The organism is Pseudomonas sp. Fl5BN2 (assembly GCF_009908205.1).
Lineage (GTDB): Bacteria > Pseudomonadota > Gammaproteobacteria > Pseudomonadales > Pseudomonadaceae > Aquipseudomonas.
Window position 1 is genome coordinate 116,140 of record NZ_JAAARL010000001.1, and the last position, 17,432, is coordinate 133,571.

General features: G+C 56.7%; 18 protein-coding genes. 16 read left to right on the forward strand and 2 right to left on the reverse strand.

The window, feature by feature from the left end; genetic code table 11:
• Positions 1-12: 12 nt before the first annotated feature.
• On the reverse strand, positions 13-1,116 hold the full coding sequence (dnaN, locus tag GV819_RS00605) for a DNA polymerase III subunit beta (RefSeq protein ID WP_161752501.1): 1,104 nt from the start codon (positions 1,114-1,116) through the stop codon (positions 13-15).
• A gap of 38 nt (positions 1,117-1,154) precedes the next feature.
• Complete coding sequence (dnaA, locus tag GV819_RS00610; RefSeq protein ID WP_161752503.1) at positions 1,155-2,672, reverse strand: chromosomal replication initiator protein DnaA; 1,518 nt, start codon at positions 2,670-2,672, stop codon at positions 1,155-1,157.
• A 566-nt stretch (positions 2,673-3,238) separates the two neighbouring features.
• Between dnaA and rpmH the strand changes: the two genes are divergently transcribed.
• The 16 genes from rpmH (at position 3,239) to GV819_RS00690 (ending at position 17,429) form a co-directional block, all read left to right on the forward strand.
• Positions 3,239-3,373 (forward strand): 50S ribosomal protein L34, encoded by a 135-nt coding sequence (gene rpmH / locus GV819_RS00615; RefSeq protein ID WP_003213577.1) that lies wholly within the window; start codon positions 3,239-3,241, stop codon positions 3,371-3,373.
• A 16-nt stretch (positions 3,374-3,389) separates the two neighbouring features.
• A complete protein-coding gene (gene rnpA, locus GV819_RS00620; RefSeq protein WP_368668858.1) occupies positions 3,390-3,791 on the forward strand; it encodes a ribonuclease P protein component in 402 nt (133 codons plus the stop codon).
• Positions 3,784-4,029: a membrane protein insertion efficiency factor YidD gene (gene yidD, locus GV819_RS00625; protein ID WP_010465488.1), complete on the forward strand. Its 246-nt coding sequence runs from the start codon at positions 3,784-3,786 to the stop codon at positions 4,027-4,029. The genes rnpA and yidD overlap by 8 nt, the downstream gene beginning before the upstream one ends.
• A 2-nt stretch (positions 4,030-4,031) precedes the next feature.
• Positions 4,032-5,729: a membrane protein insertase YidC gene (gene yidC / locus GV819_RS00630; RefSeq protein ID WP_161752505.1), complete on the forward strand. Its 1,698-nt coding sequence runs from the start codon at positions 4,032-4,034 to the stop codon at positions 5,727-5,729.
• A 79-nt stretch (positions 5,730-5,808) separates the two neighbouring features.
• Positions 5,809-7,179 (forward strand): tRNA uridine-5-carboxymethylaminomethyl(34) synthesis GTPase MnmE, encoded by a 1,371-nt coding sequence (gene mnmE / locus GV819_RS00635; protein ID WP_161752507.1) that lies wholly within the window; start codon positions 5,809-5,811, stop codon positions 7,177-7,179.
• 344 nt (positions 7,180-7,523) lie between these two features.
• Positions 7,524-8,927 carry an amino acid permease gene (locus GV819_RS00640; RefSeq protein ID WP_161752509.1) on the forward strand — a complete coding sequence of 468 codons (1,404 nt, stop codon included), beginning with the start codon at positions 7,524-7,526 and terminating at the stop codon, positions 8,925-8,927.
• Positions 8,928-8,931: 4 nt separating this feature from the next.
• Complete coding sequence (locus tag GV819_RS00645; protein ID WP_161752511.1) at positions 8,932-9,744, forward strand: phytanoyl-CoA dioxygenase family protein; 813 nt, start codon at positions 8,932-8,934, stop codon at positions 9,742-9,744.
• A gap of 540 nt (positions 9,745-10,284) precedes the next feature.
• Positions 10,285-12,177, forward strand: coding sequence for a tRNA uridine-5-carboxymethylaminomethyl(34) synthesis enzyme MnmG (gene mnmG, locus GV819_RS00650; RefSeq protein ID WP_161752512.1), 1,893 nt, complete (start codon positions 10,285-10,287; stop codon positions 12,175-12,177).
• Entirely contained in the window at positions 12,174-12,818 is a 645-nt protein-coding gene (gene rsmG, locus GV819_RS00655) for a 16S rRNA (guanine(527)-N(7))-methyltransferase RsmG (RefSeq protein ID WP_161752514.1), read from the forward strand. The genes mnmG and rsmG overlap by 4 nt, the downstream gene beginning before the upstream one ends.
• 18 nt (positions 12,819-12,836) lie before the next feature.
• A complete protein-coding gene (locus tag GV819_RS00660) occupies positions 12,837-13,634 on the forward strand; it encodes a ParA family protein (RefSeq protein WP_161752516.1) in 798 nt (265 codons plus the stop codon).
• A gap of 9 nt (positions 13,635-13,643) precedes the next feature.
• Complete coding sequence (locus tag GV819_RS00665) at positions 13,644-14,516, forward strand: ParB/RepB/Spo0J family partition protein (RefSeq protein WP_161752518.1); 873 nt, start codon at positions 13,644-13,646, stop codon at positions 14,514-14,516.
• Positions 14,517-14,664: 148 nt separating this feature from the next.
• Positions 14,665-15,072 (forward strand): F0F1 ATP synthase subunit I, encoded by a 408-nt coding sequence (locus tag GV819_RS00670; RefSeq protein WP_161752520.1) that lies wholly within the window; start codon positions 14,665-14,667, stop codon positions 15,070-15,072.
• 16 nt (positions 15,073-15,088) lie between these two features.
• Positions 15,089-15,961 (forward strand): F0F1 ATP synthase subunit A, encoded by an 873-nt coding sequence (gene atpB, locus GV819_RS00675; RefSeq protein WP_161752522.1) that lies wholly within the window; start codon positions 15,089-15,091, stop codon positions 15,959-15,961.
• 133 nt (positions 15,962-16,094) lie between these two features.
• Positions 16,095-16,352 (forward strand): F0F1 ATP synthase subunit C, encoded by a 258-nt coding sequence (gene atpE / locus GV819_RS00680; RefSeq protein ID WP_002555987.1) that lies wholly within the window; start codon positions 16,095-16,097, stop codon positions 16,350-16,352.
• 57 nt (positions 16,353-16,409) lie between these two features.
• Entirely contained in the window at positions 16,410-16,880 is a 471-nt protein-coding gene (locus GV819_RS00685; RefSeq protein ID WP_161752524.1) for a F0F1 ATP synthase subunit B, read from the forward strand.
• Positions 16,881-16,892: 12 nt separating this feature from the next.
• Positions 16,893-17,429 (forward strand): F0F1 ATP synthase subunit delta, encoded by a 537-nt coding sequence (locus GV819_RS00690; protein WP_161752526.1) that lies wholly within the window; start codon positions 16,893-16,895, stop codon positions 17,427-17,429.
• The last annotated feature ends 3 nt before the right edge of the window (positions 17,430-17,432 follow it).

The following is a 17,432-nucleotide window of genomic DNA, read 5'->3' on the forward strand; positions in this document are numbered from 1 at the left end:
CGCTGAGCATGATTACAGGCGCATCGGCATGACAACGTAAGCCGAGTCGTCGTTGTCGGATTCCTGCACCAGCGCACTGCTGTTGGAGTCGGACAAGATCAGGCGCACCTGCTCGGTAGTCATCACCCCCAACACGTCCAGCAGGTAGCTGACGTTGAAGCCGATCTCCAGCGCACCGCCGTTGTATTCCACACCCACTTCTTCTTCCGCTTCTTCCTGCTCCGGGTTGTTGGCCTGGATCTTCAACTGACCATTGGCCAATTGCAGACGGATGCCGCGGTACTTCTCGTTGGACAGGATCGCAGTACGGCTGAAGGCTTCACGCAGGGCCTGACGATCGCCCAGTACCAGCTTGTCGCCACCTTTGGGCAGCACACGCTCGTAATCCGGGAACTTGCCGTCCACCAGCTTGGAGGTGAAGGTGAATTCACCAGTCGTGGCACGGATATGGTGCTGACCCAGGACAATGCTGACACTGCCATCGGGCTCGGTGAGCAAGCGGGCCAGTTCGAGGATACCTTTACGCGGCACGATCACCTGATGGCGATCCGGCTGGCCGATATCCACCTGCATCGAACACATGGCCAGGCGGTGACCGTCGGTGGCCACGGCACGGATGATTCCGGCAGAAACTTCCAGCAGCATGCCGTTGAGGTAGTAGCGCACGTCCTGCTGGGCCATGGCGAAGCTGGTGCGCTCGATCAAGCGACGCAACCGACTCTGCTCCAGCTGGCAGGTCAGCGAGCCCGGGCCTTCTTCCACAGTCGGGAAGTCGTTGGCTGGCAGGGTCGACAGGGTAAAGCGGCTACGACCGGCCTTTACCACCAGCTTCTGCTCGTCGACCTTGATGTCGATCAGGGCGTCGTTGGGCAAGCTCTTGCAGATGTCCATCAGCTTGCGCGCGGGAACGGTAATTTCCCCCGGCTCTGCCGGCTCTTCAAGCTGCACACGACCGACCAGCTCGACTTCCAGGTCGGTACCGGTCAGCGACAGTTGCTGGCCTTCGACAACCAACAGCACGTTGGAAAGCACCGGCAAGGTCTGACGGCGTTCGACGACGCCGGCGACCAGTTGCAGGGGTTTCAACAGGGCTTCGCGTTGAATGGTGAAATGCATGGTCTAGTCCCTTGCCTTAATAAGCTGCGTTGGTGTCATCAAGTGGTCAGAGTACGCAGCAGGTTCTTGTAGTCCTCGCGGATGTCCGCGTCGGATTCCTTAAGTTCATTGATCTTGCGGCAGGCGTGCAACACGGTGGTGTGGTCGCGGCCGCCGAACACATCGCCGATTTCCGGCAGGCTGTGGTTGGTCAGCTCCTTGGACAAGGCCATGGCCACCTGACGCGGACGGGCCACCGAACGCGAGCGTCGCTTGGACAGCAGATCGGAAATCTTGATCTTGTAGTATTCGGCGACGGTGCGCTGGATGTTATCCACAGACACCAGTTTGTCCTGCAGGGCCAGCAGGTCCTTCAGGGATTCGCGAATCAACTCGATGGTGATGTCGCGACCCATGAAGTGCGAGTGCGCGATGACCCGCTTGAGTGCGCCTTCCAGTTCACGGACGTTGGAGCGAATCCGCTGGGCGATGAAGAACGCCGCATCATGAGGCAGTTCGACTTTGGCCTGGTCGGCCTTCTTCATCAGGATCGCCACCCGGGTTTCCAGTTCCGGCGGTTCTACCGCCACCGTCAGGCCCCAGCCGAAGCGGGACTTGAGGCGCTCTTCCAGCCCTTCGATTTCCTTTGGATAACGGTCGCTGGTGAGAATCACCTGCTGGCCGCCTTCGAGCAGGGCGTTGAAGGTGTGGAAGAACTCTTCCTGGGAACGCTCTTTACGGGCGAAGAACTGAATATCGTCGATCAGCAGCGCGTCGACCGAACGATAGAAGCGTTTGAATTCATTGATCGCGTTGAGCTGCAACGCCTTGACCATGTCTGCCACAAACCGCTCGGAATGCAGGTACACGACCTTGGCATTCGGATTCTTCTTTAATAGGTGGTTACCCACGGCATGCATCAAGTGGGTCTTACCCAGACCGACGCCGCCATAAAGGAAAAGCGGGTTGTAGCCATGCTTGGGATTATCCGCCACCTGCCAGGCCGCTGCGCGGGCCAGCTGGTTGGACTTGCCTTCGACAAAATTCTCAAAGGTGAATGTGCGGTTCAGGTAGCTGGTGTGCTTGAGCGCACCTTCTACCTGGACGGTACGTTGCTCTGCACGTACCGGTGCCTGCTGGGAGCTGGCGCCCGCCATCGGGTCGAAACTGTCACGAGAGGGCTCTGTACTGACCTCGGCGGCCTTCTGCGTCGCGGCTTTTTTCGCCGGAGCAGAGACGGGTGCCGGAGCTGCCGGAGCCGCGTTAGCTTGCAACGCCTGGGAAGCGGCGGCGGCCAGCGGGGCATTGGGCGCAGCGCGAGGCGCCGAACTGCGTTTGCTGCCTATTAATAAGGAAAGAGCCGGCGCCATACCGTTGCCGTGCTCATCCAGTAGCTCGAGCACACGCCCCAGGTACTTTTCGTTGACCCAATCGAGAACAAAACGATTCGGTGCGTATACACGCAACTCGTCGCCTTCGGCTTCGACCTGTAGCGGACGGATCCAAGTGTTGAATTGCTGGGCAGGCAGCTCATCACGCAGAAGCTCCACGCACTGCTGCCAAAGTTCCACTGACACGGATATCCCCTAAGTTGAAAGCCGGTGAGGCAAAAACAAGCGGCTATTGTAGCGATCAGCCGCCCACTTATCCACATGTAGCGTGCCTTGAGAACGCTAAGAATCAACGCCTTACCCTGAATAAACACGACCAATGGTATGTGCATAAGCTCTGTGGATAACCCTGCTTGAGGTCGTTGCACAACTCGGGGTTGAACTCTGTGGGTAACTCGCCTGTGGATAACAACCCTTTCCACACACAGCTTTTCCGACAGTGCAGCACAGGCAGAACACTGCTTCTCAACCGTGTTGTCATTCTCTGTACAGTACGGACTATAAGGGCTAAAGGTAGTTATCCACAGAAGATGGCGTCCCTAGCTTTTATAAGCTTTACAGAAAAGCTTTAAATACTTTCCTTCTTTATTTTTATATCTAGCTGACCTGAGCTCACAATCCTGAACCCGGACATAGATAGATAAAGGAAAAGCTGGTTGGAAATTGACCTAGAGGCTTGCTTTCTCTAGAATCGCCGATCTCTTAAAACGGGGGCCATTCCGGCCCGTTGTGGACGAACCAGGTAACACGACATGAAACGTACTTTCCAACCAAGCACTATCAAACGCGCTCGTACCCACGGTTTCCGTGCTCGCATGGCTACCAAGAACGGTCGGGCTGTCCTGTCGCGTCGTCGCGCCAAAGGTCGTGCGCGTCTGGCAGTTTGATAATCCGGTACTGGAGGTGAGTCAGGACTTCAGTCGGGATAAGCGTCTGCTTACTCCCCGGCACTTCAAGGCGGTCTTTGACTCCCCTACCGGCAAGGTTCCGGGGAAAAATCTCCTGCTCCTTGCGCGCAATAACGATCTTGATCATCCCCGTCTGGGGCTTGTGATCGGGAAAAAGAGCGTAAAGCTCTCCGTTGAGCGCAATCGCCTCAAGCGCCTGATGCGCGAATCGTTTCGTCTCCACCAGGATTCACTGGTCGGATGGGATATCGTTATCGTCGCGCGCAAAGGTTTGGGCGATGTAGAAAACCCCGAATTGATTCAGCATTTCGGTAAGCTCTGGAAACGCCTGGCGCGCAGCAAGCCGGTACCAGAAGTCAAATCCGAAACTGTAGGGGTAGACAGTCCAGATGCGTAAACTGGCCCTCGTTCCGATCCAGTTTTATCGCTATGCCATTAGTCCTCTGATGGCCAGTCACTGTCGTTTCTACCCCAGTTGTTCCTGCTACGCGTATGAAGCCATCGAAAATCATGGCCTTCTGCGCGGTGGCTGGCTGACCTTTCGTCGTTTAGGTCGCTGTCATCCGTGGAATCCCGGTGGTTATGACCCGGTTCCACCTATCCCTACCTCCCGTTCTTCTTCGATGGCCGAGTAATCATGGATATCAAACGCACGATCCTGATCGTCGCCCTGGCAATCGTGTCCTATGTCATGGTTCTTCAATGGAACCAGGATTATGGCCAGGCTGCCCTGCCGACTCAGAATGTTGCTTCCAGCACGACCACTCCGGGCTTGCCGGATACTCAAACTGGCACTTCTGCTGCCAATGACGACATTCCGCGCGCAGCAAGCGACAACACTGCACCCGCCGAAGCGCCAGTAGCGGCAAGTAAAGATCTCATCCAGATCAAGACGGATGTGCTCGACTTGGCTGTCGATCCACAAGGTGGGGATATCGCACAACTGCGTTTGCCACTGTATCCACGTCGTCAGGACCACCCGGAAATTCCTTTCCAGCTGTTCGATAACGGCAACGAACGGACTTATCTGGCACAAAGTGGCCTGATTGGCAGCAATGGTCCGGACGCCAGCCCAACTGGTCGCCCTGTCTACTCCTCGGAGAAGAAAAGTTATCAACTGGCTGACGGTCAGGACCAACTGGTGGTCGACCTGAAGTTCAGCAAGGACGGCGTCAACTACATCAAGCGCTTCACCCTCAAGCGCGGCCTGTATGACATCACCGTTTCCTACTTGATCGATAACGAAAGCGCTCAACCTTGGACCGGTGCGATGTTCGCCCAGCTCAAGCGCGACGCCAGTTCCGATCCGTCCTCCAGCACCGCCACCGGCACCGCGACTTACCTGGGCGCAGCCCTGTGGACAAGTTCCGAGCCGTACAAAAAAGTGTCCATGAAAGACATGGACAAGGTGAACGAGGACAAAACCAAGGCGCCGATCACTGAAAATGTTCAGGGTGGTTGGGTAGCCTGGTTGCAACACTACTTCGTGACCGCCTGGATTCCGCCAAAAGGCGAGAACAATCAGGTCCTGGCGCGTAAAGACAGCAAAGGCAACTACATCATCGGCTACACCGGCCCTTCGATGACCGTTGCTCCAGGTGCCAAGGCTGAAACCAGCGCTACTCTGTACGCCGGTCCGAAAAGCCAGGCCGTGCTGAAAGAGTTGTCCCCAGGTCTGGAATTGACTGTGGATTACGGCTTCCTGTGGTTCATTGCTCAGCCAATCTTCTGGCTGCTGCAACATATCCACAGCCTGGTGGGTAACTGGGGCTGGTCGATCATTTTCCTGACCATGCTGATCAAGGGGATCTTCTTCCCACTGTCGGCCGCCAGCTACAAGTCCATGGCACGTATGCGTGCAGTGGCGCCGAAACTGGCTGCGCTGAAGGAAAAGTTTGGCGACGATCGTCAGAAAATGTCCCAGGCGATGATGGAGCTGTACAAGAAAGAGAAGATCAATCCGCTGGGTGGTTGCTTGCCAATCCTCGTGCAGATGCCGGTTTTCCTGTCCTTGTACTGGGTACTCCTGGAAAGCGTGGAAATGCGTCAAGCACCGTTCATGCTGTGGATTACTGACCTGTCGATCAAGGATCCGTTCTTCATTCTGCCGATTATCATGGGCGCTACCATGTTCATCCAGCAGCAGCTGAACCCGACGCCTCCGGACCCGATGCAGGCCAAGGTGATGAAAATGATGCCGATCATCTTCACCTTCTTCTTCCTGTGGTTCCCAGCCGGTCTGGTGCTGTACTGGGTAGTGAACAACTGCCTGTCGATCGCACAACAGTGGTACATCACTCGTAAGATCGAAGCGGCGACCAAAGCTGCTGCCTGACCTACGCTGTGGATAACCACACAAGACGCCCCCTAGTGGGGCGTTTTGCTATCTGTCACTTTTGTCTGGATGTCGGGTTATGAATGTCCCTCGTGAAACCATCGCCGCTATTGCTACCGCCCAAGGCCGCGGCGGCGTGGGCATCGTACGGATTTCCGGGCCTCTGGCGGGCGCGGCGGCCAAGGCCATCAGTGGCCGCGAGTTGAAGCCACGGTTTGCCCATTACGGCGCGTTTCTCAGTGAGCAGGAAGAGGTGCTGGATGAAGGCATTGCCCTGTATTTTCCGGGGCCGAACTCCTTCACCGGGGAAGACGTGCTGGAGCTCCAGGGACACGGCGGTCCCATCGTTCTCGACATGCTGCTGCAGCGTTGCCTGGAACTGGGCTGCCGTCTGGCCCGGCCGGGTGAGTTCAGCGAACGCGCCTTCCTCAATGACAAACTCGACCTGGCTCAGGCCGAAGCCATTGCCGACCTGATCGAAGCCAGCTCCGCACAGGCCGCGCGCAATGCCTTGCGCTCGCTGCAGGGAGCCTTCTCCCTGCGTGTGCATAAGTTGACCGAACAGCTGATCGCCCTACGAATCTATGTCGAAGCGGCGATTGATTTTCCTGAAGAGGAAATCGACTTTCTGGCCGACGGCCACGTATTGAGCATGCTCGATGCGGTTCGCGACGAGTTATCCACAGTGCTGCGCGAAGCCGGTCAAGGCGCCTTGCTCCGTGATGGCATGACGGTAGTGATTGCTGGCCGGCCGAACGCGGGAAAATCCAGCTTGCTCAATGCCCTGGCCGGGCGTGAGGCCGCTATCGTCACCGAAATCGCCGGCACCACGCGGGACATCCTGCGTGAACATATCCACATCGATGGCATGCCGTTGCACGTGGTCGACACCGCTGGCCTGCGGGACACCGAGGATCAGGTGGAAAAGATCGGTGTCGAGCGGGCCCTCAAGGCCATCAGCGAAGCCGACCGGGTGCTGTTGGTAGTGGACGCCACTGCAGCAGAGGCTGCTGATCCCTTCGCCTTGTGGCCAGAGTTTCTCGAACAACGTCCGGATCCGGCCAAGGTCACCCTGATCCGCAACAAGGCGGATTTGACTGGCGAACCCATCGCCCTGGAAACCTGTGACGATGGCCACGTCACCATCAGCCTCAGCGCCATGTCCGCAGGGGCTGGGCTGGAGTTGTTGCGTGACCATCTCAAGGCCTGCATGGGTTACGAGCAGACCTCCGAGAGCAGCTTCAGTGCCCGCCGCCGGCATCTGGAAGCCCTGCGCTATGCCAGCGCCGCGCTGGAACATGGCCGGGCGCAACTGACCTTGGCCGGAGCCGGTGAATTGCTGGCTGAAGATCTGCGCCAGGCCCAGCAGTCGTTGGGGGAAATCACTGGGGCATTCAGTTCCGATGATCTGCTGGGACGTATTTTCTCCAGCTTCTGCATCGGCAAGTAGTTACGGGCTCATCGAAGTCCCCGGCGGTGACAGCTGGGGTTTTCTGCCTGTGGGTAACTTTGCCCGGAGCACTGTCTACGGGCGTTACCTTTATCCCCCCTGCAGCTATCCACCTCCGGACCTGCGACCTTGAGTAACAGCCTCTATCCATAGATCACTCGTTTATCGCTGTTAAATCGGTAAATGCCTGACTAATCGACGAAGTTAGCCGGTTTTACAAAGTGGTTCCCAATTTGCATCACTGTTTTGTACAGGTTCATACATCTAGGAAAAACCTTGATATTGAGCCTGCATGTCGGCCAATGGACGCCGGCTCGTGATGTGAACGCATTCAAGGAACAGACATGGCTAACGTGGGCTCTGCTTTACACCGTGGCTTGAGTACTCGACATATTCGTTTCATTGCCTTGGGCTCGGCTATCGGTACCGGATTGTTCTATGGTTCGGCGGCCGCCATCCAGCGGGCCGGCCCTTCGGTCCTGCTGGCTTACCTGATTGGTGGTGCAGCCATTTACCTGACCATGCGTGCCTTGGGAGAAATGGCCGTCAGAACTCCGGTATCCGGCTCCTTTGGGCACTATGCCAGCAACTATCTGGGACGCTTCGCAGGATTTCTCACCGGTTGGACCTATGCCTTCTCGATGCTCATGGTGTGCCTGGCGGATGTCACGGCCTTCGGTGTCTACATGGGGTTGTGGTTCCCCGATACACCCAGATGGATCTGGGTGCTGAGCATCGTCCTGGGGATCGGTGCTTTGAATCTGTGCAGCGTGCGGGTGTTTGGCGAGATGGAGTTCTGGCTGTCGCTGCTCAAGGTCAGTGCCATCATCGCGATGATCGTTGGCGGGTTTTGCGTATTGCTGTTTGGTATCCAGTTGGGAGAAGGCCATAGCAGTGGGGGGCTGGGCAATCTCTGGAACTATGGCGGCTTTTTCCCCAATGGCTTGGAGGGCATGATTGCCTCCTTCAGCATTGTCATGTTCGCGTTCGGCGGGATCGAAGTGATTGGCATCGCCGCCGGCGAGGCCAAGGATCCGCAACGCATGATTCCCAAGGCCATCAACTCGGTGCCGCTGCGGATCCTGATCTTCTATGTCCTTACCTTGCTGGTTCTGCTGACATTGTTTCCTTGGTCGAGCATTGGCAGCCAGGGCAGTCCTTTCGTGCAGATATTCAGCAGCCTGGGAATAGACTCGGCGGCCACTGTGCTGAATATCGTGGTGATTTCTGCAGTGGTCTCGGCGATCAACAGCGACATTTTCAGCGCCGGCCGGATGATGTACGGCATGGCCGCCATTGGCCAGGCCCCAGCAGTGTTCGCCAGGACCTCACAATTCGGCGTGCCCTGGATGACGGTGCTGGTGATGTCAGTGGCGCTGCTGTTGGCAGTACTACTCAATTACTGGGTACCGGAAGAACTGTTCCTGATCTTCGCTTCGCTGGTGACCTTTTCGGTGGTCTGGGTCTGGCTGATGATCCTGCTGTCGCAGATGGCCATGCGCCGTGGCATGACCGCCAATGAGATCGAAGCACTGCACTTTCCAGTGCCGCTGGGGGCCGCTGGCCAGTACTGCACTGCGGTCTTCATGCTGTTCATTTTCGTGGTGCTGGGCGTATTCCCCGAGACTCGTTTGGCGTTGTATGTAGGACTGGGTTGGCTGGCACTGCTGTCGCTGGCCTATTGGATATGGATAAAACCGGGCAATGCTGCGAGCGAGGCCGGTATTGAAGCTCATGAAAAGGGATAACCCCATGCGATCATTCGAGTTGCCGCGTTCAACTGTTGAAGCCTTCCAGCGCGATGGTGCGGTTTGCATTCGCCAACTGTTCAACACTGATGAAGTCGCCCTGCTGGAGCAGGGCATCGAGCACAACCTGGCACTTCCCAGCGAACGGGCCAAGGTCGCCAGCCGGCCTGATGATCCTGGCTGGTTCTTCGAGGACTTCTGCAACTGGAGCGAAAATCCGGCCTATCGGCGGTTCATTTTCGAAAGCCGGGTCGGTCATGTGGCAGCGCAGTTGATGGACAGTGAACAGGCCCGGCTGTATCACGATCATTTGCTGGTCAAGGAACCCAACACTCGACAGCGCACGCCCTGGCACCAGGATCAGCCTTACTACAACGTCGAGGGACGACAGAATTGCAGCATGTGGATGCCGGTGGACCCGGTTGCCCGAGAGTCGACCCTGGAGTTTGTCGCGGGTTCTCACTTGGGACCCTGGCTGATGCCCCGAACCTTTCTCGACAATCAAGCTAAATGGTTTCCGGAAGGTAGCCTGGCGGATCTTCCGGATATCGAGGCCGATCGTTCGGCGTGGAATATTCTTGGCTGGGAACTGCAGCCCGGAGATGCCGTGTTTTTTCACATGCTGACCCTGCACGGAGCCGGGGGCGTCGGAGGAGATCGACGGCGACGGGCGTTCTCCCTGCGCTTCCTCGGGGAAGACATGCGCCATGCTCCTAGGCCCTGGCGCACGTCTCCGGAGTTTCCCGGCCTGGTCGAGCAATTGTCGGCCGGGGCACCCCTGGAGCATGAGTTGTTTCCGCAACTCTGGCCTGAGTAAGCGGTTACCCACAGATAGGTCGCTCCGGCGACCTATTTTTTTGCCTGCCCTACGGTTTTTTTCGATCTTCGCGGGAGCTTGGTCCTTCGAAGGGTATTGCTGTGGGCGCTCGGGTGGCCATTTCTGTGGATTAAGCCCTGTGCATAACTGCCCTTTAGCTCAGTTGATAACAGGACCTGAAAACTGATGATAACTACCCCTGTGGATAACAGCCCCATTCATCCACAGGTTTAAAGCGCTTATCCAAGGGGCTCATCAGTACCTAACCACAGAGTTTAAATTCTCTGTACACATTGAATATAAAGGTCTGCAGCAATCTATCCACAGATAAGGTGGTGCATAAGAATAAACATAAAAACAAAGATTTAATAAATCTCTCTCTTTTAATTTCTATTGTCCGTGAGTCATCCACAGCTGGTTAAATTTTGTGCAAAGGGTTCTTTAGAAAGGGCGAAGTCCCTATACTTGCCGCCTTGGTCCAAAAACCAACCCAACAACTATTCCTAATTACTCCTACTTGAAGCAGGCACGAGGTGCGTGGTGGATTTCCCTTCCCGTTTTGAAGTGATCGTCATCGGCGGCGGTCATGCCGGTACCGAGGCAGCACTTGCATCAGCACGCATGGGGGCAAAAACCCTGTTGCTGACGCATAACGTGGAAACCCTCGGAGCAATGAGCTGCAATCCCGCAATCGGTGGGATTGGTAAAAGCCATCTGGTCAAGGAAATCGATGCCCTGGGCGGCGCGATGGCCATGGCTACAGATAAAGGTGGTATTCAATTTCGCGTATTGAACAGCCGTAAAGGCCCGGCCGTGCGCGCTACTCGCGCCCAGGCCGACCGGGTTCTGTACAAGGCAGCTGTCCGCGAAGCGCTGGAAAACCAGCCGAACCTGTGGATATTTCAACAGGCCGCTGATGACCTGATCGTTGAACAGGATCAGGTACGGGGTGTGGTCACCCAGATGGGCCTGCGTTTCTTCGCGGAGTCCGTGGTGTTGACCACCGGTACCTTCCTGGGTGGACTTATCCACATCGGCATGCAGAACTATTCCGGTGGCCGTGCCGGTGATCCTCCGTCGATTGCCCTGGCTCAGCGTCTGCGCGAATTGCCTTTACGCGTCGGTCGTCTGAAAACCGGTACCCCACCGCGTATCGATGGGCGTTCTGTGGATTTCTCGGTAATGACCGAGCAACCGGGCGATACGCCGATTCCGGTCATGTCGTTCATGGGTTCCAAAGAGCAGCATCCACAGCAAGTCAGCTGCTGGATCACTCACACCAATGCCCGCACCCACGAAATCATTGCCTCCAACCTTGATCGTTCGCCGATGTATTCCGGCGTGATCGAAGGTATTGGCCCGCGTTACTGCCCGTCGATTGAAGACAAGATCCATCGCTTCGCCGACAAGGAAAGCCATCAGGTCTTTATCGAACCGGAAGGTCTTACCACTCACGAGCTGTACCCGAACGGGATATCCACATCCTTGCCGTTCGATGTGCAGTTGCAGATCGTCCAGTCGATCCGCGGTATGGAGAATGCTCATATCGTGCGTCCTGGTTATGCGATCGAGTACGACTACTTCGATCCGCGGGACCTGAAGTACAGCCTGGAAACCAAAGTTATCGGCGGCCTGTTCTTTGCCGGGCAAATCAATGGCACCACCGGCTACGAAGAAGCCGGCGCCCAAGGTTTGCTGGCTGGCGCCAACGCAGCATTGCGTGCACAGGGCAAAGACAGCTGGTGCCCGCGTCGCGATGAGGCGTACATCGGAGTATTGGTCGACGACCTGATTACCCTGGGGACCCAGGAACCGTATCGGATGTTCACTTCCCGTGCTGAATACCGCCTGATCCTGCGTGAAGATAACGCCGACCTGCGCCTGACCGAGAAAGGTCGCGAGCTGGGTTTGGTGGATGACGTTCGCTGGGCTGCGTTCTGCAAAAAACGCGAAAGCATTACGCTGGAAGAACAACGTCTGAAAAGCACCTGGGTTCGTCCAGGTACCGAGCAGGGCGATGCCATTGCCGAAAAATTCGGTACGCCGCTGACTCACGAATACAACCTGCTGAACCTGCTGAGCCGTCCGGAAATCGACTACGCTGGTCTGGTCGAAGTGACCGGGCAGGGCGCAGAAGATCCACAGGTCGCCGAACAGGTTGAAATCAAGACCAAATACGCCGGTTACATCGATCGCCAGCAGGATGAGATTGCTCGTCTGCGGGCCAGTGAAGACACCAAGCTGCCTGTGGATATCGATTACACCAACATTTCTGGGCTCTCCAAAGAGATCCAGAGCAAGTTGGGCGCTACCCGTCCAGAGACCTTGGGCCAGGCTTCACGTATTCCAGGTGTGACGCCTGCGGCGATTTCCCTGTTGATGATTCATTTGAAAAAACGCGGCGCGGGCCGTCAGTTGGAGCAAAGCGCTTGAGTTCGTTGGTCACCTCGCAACACGCCGAAGAGTTATCCACAGGTGCTCGCCAGCTCGGTGTCAACCTGACACAAACCCAGCACGAGTTGCTGCTGGGTTATCTGGCCCTGTTGATCAAATGGAACAAGGCTTACAACCTCACAGCTGTCCGCGATCCGGATGAAATGGTTTCGCGCCACTTGCTCGATAGCCTGAGCGTGATGTCCTTCATCGAAAATGGCCGCTGGCTGGATGTTGGCAGTGGCGGCGGGATGCCTGGTATTCCGCTGGCTATCCTGTTTCCAGACTCGCAAGTGACCTGCCTGGACAGCAACGGCAAGAAAACTCGCTTCCTGACCCAGGTCAAACTCGAATTGAAACTGGATAACCTGCAAGTTATCCACAGTCGTGTTGAAGCTTTCCAGCCTGAACAGCCGTTTAACGGGATCATCTCCCGGGCTTTCAGCAGCATGGAGAACTTCAGCAACTGGACTCGCCACCTTGGCGATCGCGATACACGTTGGCTGGCAATGAAGGGCGTTCATCCCGCTGATGAGCTGGTAGCATTGCCGGCAGACTTCCACCTCGATAGCGAACACGCCTTGGCCGTACCTGGTTGCCAAGGCCAACGCCATCTGCTGATACTGCGCCGCACGGCATGATTGGGAACACAAGCAAGAATGGCTAAGGTATTCGCGATAGCGAACCAAAAAGGTGGCGTGGGCAAGACCACCACCTGCATCAACCTCGCAGCATCCCTGGTCGCAACCAAGCGCCGGGTGCTGTTGATCGATCTTGATCCACAGGGCAACGCCACCATGGGTAGCGGTGTGGATAAACACGGTTTGGAAAACTCGGTCTATGACTTGCTGATCGGTGAATGCGACCTGGCCCAGGCCATGCATTTCTCCGAGCACGGCGGTTATCAACTGCTGCCGGCCAACCGCGACCTGACTGCGGCGGAAGTGGTCCTGCTGGAAATGCAGATGAAGGAAAGCCGCCTGCGCAGTGCTTTGGCGCCTATCCGTGAGAACTACGACTACATTCTGATCGACTGCCCACCGTCGCTGTCGATGCTCACCCTCAATGCCCTGGTGGCCGCCGACGGGGTAATTATCCCCATGCAGTGCGAATACTTCGCACTGGAAGGCCTGAGCGACCTTGTGGATAACATCAAGCGCATTGCTGAATTGCTCAATCCTCAGCTGAAAATCGAAGGTTTGCTGCGCACCATGTTCGATCCGCGCCTGAGCCTGATGAACGATGTTTCCGCGCAGCTCAAAGAGCACTTCGGTGAGCAGCTGTACGACACCGTGATTCCGCGCAACATCCGTTTGGCCGAGGCGCCGAGTTACGGCATGCCGGCATTGGCGTACGACAAACAATCCCGTGGCGCGCTGGCCTATCTGGCCCTGGCGGGCGAGATGGTTCGCCGGCAACGTAAACAATCCCGCGCCGCAGCCGCCCAGCCAACTTAAGGAATCCCCATGGCCGTCAAGAAACGTGGTCTCGGACGTGGACTGGATGCACTGTTGAGTGGTCCGACTGTCAGTGCACTGGAAGAACAAGCGGTGCAGGCTGACCAGCGCGAGCTGCAACACCTGCCGCTGGACCTGATCCAGCGTGGCAAGTACCAGCCACGCCGCGACATGGACCCCCAGGCGCTGGAGGAACTGGCTAACTCCATCAAGGCCCAGGGCGTGATGCAGCCGATCGTGGTGCGTCCCATCGGTTCCGGTCGCTTTGAAATCATCGCCGGTGAACGCCGCTGGCGTGCCAGCCAGCAGGCTGGCCAGGAAACCATCCCGGCAATGGTCCGCGATGTACCGGATGAAACCGCCATCGCCATGGCGCTGATCGAGAACATCCAGCGCGAAGATCTCAATCCCATCGAAGAGGCAGTTGCCCTGCAGCGTTTGCAGCAGGAATTCCAGCTGACTCAGCAGCAGGTCGCCGAAGCAGTGGGCAAGTCCCGTGTCAGCGTAGCCAACCTGCTGCGCCTGATTGCCTTGCCTGAGGTGATCAAGACCATGCTGTCCCACGGCGACCTGGAAATGGGTCATGCCCGTGCATTGCTCGGATTGCCGGAAAATCAACAGGTTGAAGGGGCGCGACACGTTGTCGCACGAGGCCTCACTGTGCGCCAGACCGAAGCCCTGGTACGCCAGTGGTTGAGTGGCAACCAGGAGCCTGCTGAACCGGTCAAGACAGACCCGGATATTGCCCGTCTCGAGCAGCGCCTGGCCGAGCGCCTGGGCTCTGCGGTGCAGATCCGCCACGGTAAGAAGGGCAAAGGGCAGTTGGTGATTGGCTACAACTCCCTGGATGAGCTACAAGGCGTCCTCGCTCACATCCGCTGAAACATTTCCTTATGTAGCGCGCAGTCGGAAATCACTACCTGGCAGTTGAATAGGGGCTGAACCGCCCCTATACTCTGCGCGCATTTTGTCGGCACAAATTATGCCAAGTTATTGAATTCTGGCAGCCGACCCATGAGGAGCAAGAGCGATGGAAACCCGCACGCCAAACCGCTTGCCGTTTCATCGCTTGGCGGTTTTTCCGGTTTTATTGGCGCAGTTGGTCATTCTACTGATAGCCGCTCTGGCGCTCTGGCAATGGCGGGGAGTCGTAGCCGGATATTCAGGCCTTTGCGGAGGACTGATAGCCTTGCTACCCAATGTGTATTTTGCTCACAGGGCATTTCGGTTTTCCGGCGCCCGAGCAGCCCAAGCCATCGTCCGGTCTTTTTATGCCGGTGAGGCGGGCAAATTGATTTTGACGGCGGTGCTGTTTGCACTGACGTTTGCAGGTGTGAAGCCATTGGCGCCGCTAGCTGTATTCGGCGCCTTCGTGCTGACCCAGATGGTCAGCTGGTTCGCTCCCCTGCTAATGAGAACAAGACTTTCGAGACCTTAGGGCGTTTGAGGCAACCATGTCAGCAGAAACAACCGCTTCGGGCTATATCCAGCACCACTTGCAGAACCTGACCTTCGGTCAGCTACCCAATGGGAGCTGGGGCTTTGCCCACTCCGCAGCAGAAGCCAAGGAAATGGGCTTCTGGGCATTCCACGTCGATACCCTCGGCTGGTCTGTCGCACTGGGTGTGATCTTCATTCTTCTGTTCCGCATGGCGGCGAAGAAAGCGACTTCCGGTGTGCCGGGCGCTTTGCAGAACTTCGTTGAAGTCATGGTTGGCTTCGTCGATGGCAGCGTGAAGGACAGCTTCCACGGCCGCAGCCCGGTAATCGCGCCGCTGGCACTGACCATTTTCGTCTGGGTGTTCCTGATGAACGCCATCGACCTGGTTCCAGTGGACTGGATTCCACAACTGGCCATGTTGATCACCGGTGATTCGCACATTCCATTCCGTGCCGTATCGACCACAGACCCGAATGCGACCCTGGGCATGGCCCTGTCGGTATTCGCGCTGATCATTTTCTACAGCATCAAGATCAAGGGCATCGGCGGCTTCATCGGCGAACTGACCCTGCACCCGTTCGGCAGCAAGAACATTGTGGTTCAGGCGCTGTTGATTCCGGTGAACTTCCTGCTGGAATTCGTGACCCTGATTGCCAAGCCGATCTCTCTGGCACTGCGTCTGTTCGGCAACATGTATGCCGGCGAACTGGTGTTCATCCTGATCGCTGTGATGTTCGGCAGTGGCCTGCTGTGGCTCAGCGGCCTGGGTGTGGTTCTGCAATGGGCGTGGGCAGTGTTCCACATCCTGATCATCACCCTGCAGGCCTTCATCTTCATGATGCTGACCATCGTCTACCTGTCGATGGCGCACGAAGAGAACCATTAAGACCAGTCTCGACTAGTCTGATGTCCCTCTCGTTGCGGCGAGAGGGGGCCCTTCTCGGGCTCGATGAAACGATTTGTTTTACCGCTTTAATCTAAAAAACCTAAACCATACGACGTAAAAGTCGGGAGGAAAGATGGAAACTGTAGTTGGTCTAACCGCTATCGCTGTTGCACTGTTGATCGGCCTGGGCGCACTGGGTACCGCAATTGGTTTCGGCCTGTTGGGCGGCAAGTTCCTGGAAGGCGCAGCGCGTCAGCCAGAAATGGTTCCAATGCTGCAAGTTAAAATGTTCATCGTTGCCGGTCTGCTCGACGCCGTAACCATGATCGGTGTTGGTATCGCTCTGTTCTTCACCTTCGCAAACCCCTTCGTTGGTCAACTCGCTGGCTAATCACTCGATTATTCGAGTTGATTGGTGTGACGGACAACGAACGAGCGAGGTGTTGGCGTGAACATTAATGCAACCCTGATTGGCCAGTCCGTTGCGTTCTTAATTTTTGTATTGTTCTGCATGAAGTTCATTTGGCCTCCGGTCATTGCTGCTTTGCACGAACGTCAAAAGAAGATCGCGGATGGATTGGACGCTGCCAGCCGAGCAGCTCGTGACCTGGAGCTGGCCCAAGATAAAGCGGGTCAGCAACTGCGCGAAGCTAAAGCTCAGGCAGCTGAAATCATTGAGCAAGCCAAGAAGCGCGGTTCTCAGATCGTCGACGAAGCCCGTGAACAGGCTCGTGTCGAAGCTGATCGTGTGAAGGCTCAGGCTCAGGCCGAGATCGAACAGGAACTGAACGGTGTCAAAGACGCGCTGCGTGCCCAACTGGGTAGCCTGGCAGTCAATGGCGCAGAGAAGATCCTGGGTGCCACAATCGATCAAAACGCGCACGCAGAGCTGGTTAACAAACTGGCTGCTGAAATTTAAGCGAGGGCGATCATGGCAGAATTGACCACGTTGGCCCGACCTTACGCTAAGGCGGCCTTCGAGCACGCTCAGGCCCACCAGCAGCTGGCCTCTTGGTCAGCCATGCTCGGCCTGGCTGCAGCGGTGTCACAAGATGACACCATGCAGCGCGTGCTTAAGGCCCCGCGACTGACGAGCGCAGAAAAGGCCAACACTTTTATCGAAGTGTGTGGCGACAAGTTTGATGCACAGGCACAGAATTTCATTCACATTGCCGCCGAAAACGACCGTCTCCTGCTGTTGCCGGAGATCTCGGCTCTGTTCGACCTGTACAAGGCTGAACAAGAGAAGTCGGTAGATGTGGACGTCACCAGTGCTTACGCATTGAACCAAGAACAGCAAGACAAACTCGCCAAGGTTCTCAGTGCACGGCTCGGCCGGGAAGTGCGACTGCACGCTGCGGAGGATGCCAGCTTGATTGGTGGCGTCGTAATCCGCGCCGGCGACCTGGTTATCGATGGCTCGATTCGCGGCAAACTCGCGAACCTTGCCGAAGCATTGAAATCTTGAGTT

Bases quoted from the DNA above. Each gene is read 5' to 3' on its own strand.
- yidD (WP_010465488.1), top strand. From the start codon at position 3,784: ATGCGTAAACTGGCCCTCGTTCCGATCCAGTTTTATCGCTATGCCATT.
- GV819_RS00645 (WP_161752511.1), top strand. From the start codon at position 8,932: ATGCGATCATTCGAGTTGCCGCGTTCAACTGTTGAAGCCTTCCAGCGC.
- atpE (WP_002555987.1), top strand. From the start codon at position 16,095: ATGGAAACTGTAGTTGGTCTAACCGCTATCGCTGTTGCACTGTTGATC.
- yidC (WP_161752505.1), top strand. From the start codon at position 4,032: ATGGATATCAAACGCACGATCCTGATCGTCGCCCTGGCAATCGTGTCC.
- GV819_RS00660 (WP_161752516.1), top strand. From the start codon at position 12,837: ATGGCTAAGGTATTCGCGATAGCGAACCAAAAAGGTGGCGTGGGCAAG.
- GV819_RS00670 (WP_161752520.1), top strand. From the start codon at position 14,665: ATGGAAACCCGCACGCCAAACCGCTTGCCGTTTCATCGCTTGGCGGTT.
- rpmH (WP_003213577.1), top strand. From the start codon at position 3,239: ATGAAACGTACTTTCCAACCAAGCACTATCAAACGCGCTCGTACCCAC.
- GV819_RS00640 (WP_161752509.1), top strand. From the start codon at position 7,524: ATGGCTAACGTGGGCTCTGCTTTACACCGTGGCTTGAGTACTCGACAT.
- dnaN (WP_161752501.1), bottom strand. From the start codon at position 1,116: ATGCATTTCACCATTCAACGCGAAGCCCTGTTGAAACCCCTGCAACTG.
- GV819_RS00665 (WP_161752518.1), top strand. From the start codon at position 13,644: ATGGCCGTCAAGAAACGTGGTCTCGGACGTGGACTGGATGCACTGTTG.
- mnmE (WP_161752507.1), top strand. From the start codon at position 5,809: ATGAATGTCCCTCGTGAAACCATCGCCGCTATTGCTACCGCCCAAGGC.
- GV819_RS00690 (WP_161752526.1), top strand. From the start codon at position 16,893: ATGGCAGAATTGACCACGTTGGCCCGACCTTACGCTAAGGCGGCCTTC.
- atpB (WP_161752522.1), top strand. From the start codon at position 15,089: ATGTCAGCAGAAACAACCGCTTCGGGCTATATCCAGCACCACTTGCAG.